This is a genomic window from Limosilactobacillus vaginalis DSM 5837 = ATCC 49540 (assembly GCF_000159435.1).
Lineage (GTDB): Bacteria > Bacillota > Bacilli > Lactobacillales > Lactobacillaceae > Limosilactobacillus > Limosilactobacillus vaginalis.
The window spans coordinates 586,704-590,414 of the sequence record NZ_GG693412.1 but is presented as its reverse complement, the minus strand read 5'-3'; the positions used below and the strand labels follow the sequence as shown (position 1 = coordinate 590,414).

The following is a 3,711-nucleotide window of genomic DNA, read 5'->3' as shown; positions in this document are numbered from 1 at the left end:
CCCAACAAATTATGGACCTTCGCAAACAAAAAGAAAAAGTACAGAGTCGGGAAACTAATCAACAAGCCAAACTACACAGCCTTGATGAAATCAACAAATTAGTCGAATTGCACAAGTATGGCTTAGTTGACTTTGATGAACAATTAGTTCGTCGCTTGGTAGAAAAAATCACCATCTTCCAACGCTACATGGAATTCACGTTCAAAGATGGTGAAGTAATTAGAGTTAATATGTGAAAACTTGGGATATTCAGCACTCACTTATTTGAGTTGGGTGCTGTTTTTAGATTGTAGTTTTTTAATTTGGCAGATTGCAAGAAATAACAGCCCCGATGAAAAGAACTAATTTTAATATTCAAGTACTGGGGTTCTTACTTCATAGCAGGCAGTCAAAATTCATTAAACCAGCGTCGCACCCAGTGAATTCTTAAAATGGTCAAGCGCCCACTCCTGACCATGCTTAGTAAAGGTGGCGACCCCCTTAACCGGAATCGCAATCTGGTAGTTCAAATTATAGGCGGTAATTGCGGTGTGCAGGACACAGATATCGGTGCAAACACCTGCAATCCACAAGTTATCAATTTTTCGTTCCCGCAGGTAGTTATCAAGATTAGTATTTTGAAATGATGAATAGCGGTTCTTATTAAACTGGTAAACCCGGTCACTGGCCTGATGTTGTTCAAACCAGTCATTAACCTTGCCGTATAGCTGTTGACCAGGCGTACCGACCACGTTATGTGGCGGGAAGAGTTTAGCTTCTGGACTAAACCGGTCCCCACAATGGGCATCAGTCGGGAAAATTACGTAGTCGCCATTTTGGTAAAAACGGTTGGCCAGCTGAACCAAATAATCTTCTAATTCCTGCGCTGGCTTGCCACAAGTAAGCGCACCATTGTCAGCGACAAAATCGTTTGTATAATCAATAATTAATAATGCTTTAGTCATTGCTAACTCCTTATTTTTGTGCCTCATCAACCAGCTTTTGTTGCAAGTCAGCTAACCGCTTGGTTAAATAAACCGGGAAGCGGTCCGGATTAAGCAACCGCTTAGCAGCCGCTGGCAGCTGTGCTAATTCGGTCTGCGCAAAGTGCTGGATGGCAAAAGTGTCGGTTTCAATTGGCGCCGCTTTTCCCAGTGTCAAAACTTGCTTAAGCAGTGGCTTAGCAATGAAGTCGGTTAAAATCACTTTATTCCAGGTGACGTGAACATCAGCATTGATTGCCGCAATTTCGGTTCCAATCTGCTCGTCAGCCAGGGCAATTACATCGGCAACAGCGTGTTGGGGATCATGCTTATCGTAGAGCCGGTAAACCTGCTTATTCCCAGGGAGCGTAATCTTTTCGCGACTATTACTAATCTTGATCTTTGGCACCCATTTGCCATCATTTTCTAATGCCGACATTTTATAAACACCGCTTAATACTGGACTGGATGAACTGGTAATTAGTCGCTCACCGATCCCAAAGTTATCCAGTGGTGCCCCTTCATCAAGCAATGACTTAATAATGTGGGCATCAAGGGCGTTTGAAGCAGTAATCTTAGCGTTGGTAAAACCAGCCTCGTCCATCATCTTCCGGGCCTTGGTTGCCAACTGGGCAATATCACCAGAATCGATGCGGATACCAACCGGTTCGTGGCCAGCTGCCCGCAATTCCTTAAAGACTTTAATTGCGTTCGGTACCCCAGAGTTAACCACATCGTAGGTATCAACTAACAGGGCAGCATTGTCAGGGTAAATTTTGGCCCAGACACGAAAGGCCGTTAATTCATCAGGAAAGCTTTCAATCCAGGCGTGGGCCATCGTCCCCACCGCCGGAAGGTTAAACAGCTTGGCAGCTAGCACATTGGAGGTACTACTGCACCCACCAATAATGGCAGCCCGCGCACCATATATTGCGGCATCAGGCCCCTGCGCCCGTCGTGCACCAAATTCCATTACTGGGCGTCCGCCAGTAACGCTGGTGATCTGCCATGCCTTCGTTGCAATCAATGATTGGTGGTTAATGATGTTTAAGATCAGGGTTTCAAGAAGTTGGACATCAATTAGTGGGCCACTAATACTAAGGATTGGTTCCTGTGGGAAGACTGGCGTGCCTTCTGGGATTGCCTTAATTGAGCAGCGGTTGTGAGCTGCCGTTAGGTAAAAGAGAAAGTCGTCACTAAAGTGGTTAAGGGACCGCAGATAAGCAATGTCATCAGTTGAAAAGTGCCAGTTCTTAACTTCATCAATTACTTGCATCAATCCAGCACTAATCACAAAACTGCCATCATCGGGCGCCTTACGGTAAAAGACGTCAAAGCGCGCCTGCTTATCGTGGGGAAGTGTTTGATAATAACCGTTGGCCATTGAAAACTCATACATGTCGGTTAATAATTCATGCTTCATTATTAAATAACTCCTAACAAATTTAGGTAAAAAATACTTTAACTACCGCAAAAAAATAAAAGTATATTGAACTTTTATTATCACTGATTGTAGCACTTTTATTTTTAGACGCAAGGTAGTACCAGTTTAAATAACTTTGGTGGCCGGCCTGACCGCTTTGTTGCGGCGGTACCAACTTCCTTAAACAGTTTTTGGTGGGTCTTTTTAAAATTAGAATTATCAATTTGATCGACCGTTGTTTGGCGGAAAGTAGCATAAACTTCGCGGGCTTGCCGAAGGGTAAAAGTCGGTCCTAAGATCTGTAAAATGGTTGGCTGGTAGTCCAGTTTATTTTTAATTCGTACAATGGCCGTATTAATAATTTGGTGGTGGTCAAATGCTAGCGCCGACCCTGCAGCCAAACTCAAAACTAAGTCATCATTTTGCAAGATAAACTTTCCGTGGTCAAAGTTAAGACTAAACCACCCGACTTCGGTTGCTCCGTACCCGGCCCTCAGTTGCGGCATTGTCGGTAAGAAAGTCATGTAGGCAATCGCCAAGGCCCGCTCACCGCTTACCCGGTCGGGATCGGTGAAGGTTGCCAACTGTTCGGTAGCACTGTTTGATAGACGAACACCAATTTTATCCTTAATCAGGCGGATACAGGCAACGTCAGCACTTTCATCCCGCCGCAATAGGGTTTCTGGTAAAGCCCAGTGGCCCTCAAATGGCGGATAAGCCCGTTTGACCAGCAGGACTTGTGGTAAATGGGTCAGGGGATTAAAACTCCAAATAACATTTGCAATCGTAATTAGCGGACGCGCAACAACTTTGTCAGCCATCTCTTTCACCTCATAAAATATTATAGCGCAATCAAGAATCACAATAATAAAAAAAGCCAAGGTGGCTTAGTCTAGTTCTCCAAATTCTCTTCATCCTTACCCATTGACAAAGAGCCCAAATTTTCGATATTTTAACCGAATTAGCATAAATTCAATATTATTTTCGTTAACTCAATCTTTAGTACCAAACTGACCGATTCATACATACCACAAACACTACCATATCAACGCTCACCTCTACTTTCACTACCCTAATCGACACGACCTGCCAAACTGGACCTTTGTCTACTCGACTATCGAAATAGGACATAGAACACTCGACCCGCCAGCTTCAAATAGAAAAAGTGTACTAATTCCAATCATTCTGAAAGAAAAAAGTACACTTTTAATCATCCGTAAATGCCGCCATGACGCGGTTTATGAGCTATTTTTCTGTGCATTCAAGGACCGTAACACTCTCAACATGCCACGAGCTGAGTCTCTTAATTAGACATTTGTTACATCA

At 43.8% G+C, this 3,711-nt stretch carries 3 protein-coding genes and 1 pseudogene; 1 reads left to right on the top strand and 3 read right to left on the bottom strand.

Annotation, left to right across the window (positions count from 1 at the left end):
- Window positions 1–236 (top strand): annotated as a pseudogene (locus HMPREF0549_RS02670) (recombinase); the annotation flags it as partial.
- Between the two features lie 162 nt (window positions 237–398).
- On the opposite strand, the gene HMPREF0549_RS02665 reads toward HMPREF0549_RS02670, so the two are convergent.
- From HMPREF0549_RS02665 to HMPREF0549_RS02655, 3 genes are all read right to left on the bottom strand, one after another.
- Window positions 399–944: a cysteine hydrolase family protein gene (locus HMPREF0549_RS02665; protein ID WP_040530837.1), complete on the bottom strand. Its 546-nt coding sequence runs from the start codon at window positions 942–944 to the stop codon at window positions 399–401.
- A 10-nt stretch (window positions 945–954) separates the two neighbouring features.
- On the bottom strand, window positions 955–2,385 hold the full coding sequence (locus HMPREF0549_RS02660; RefSeq protein ID WP_003716720.1) for a nicotinate phosphoribosyltransferase: 1,431 nt from the start codon (window positions 2,383–2,385) through the stop codon (window positions 955–957).
- Window positions 2,386–2,489: 104 nt separating this feature from the next.
- Window positions 2,490–3,206, bottom strand: coding sequence for an NUDIX hydrolase (locus HMPREF0549_RS02655; protein ID WP_040530834.1), 717 nt, complete (start codon window positions 3,204–3,206; stop codon window positions 2,490–2,492).
- Window positions 3,207–3,711: the final 505 nt, after the last annotated feature.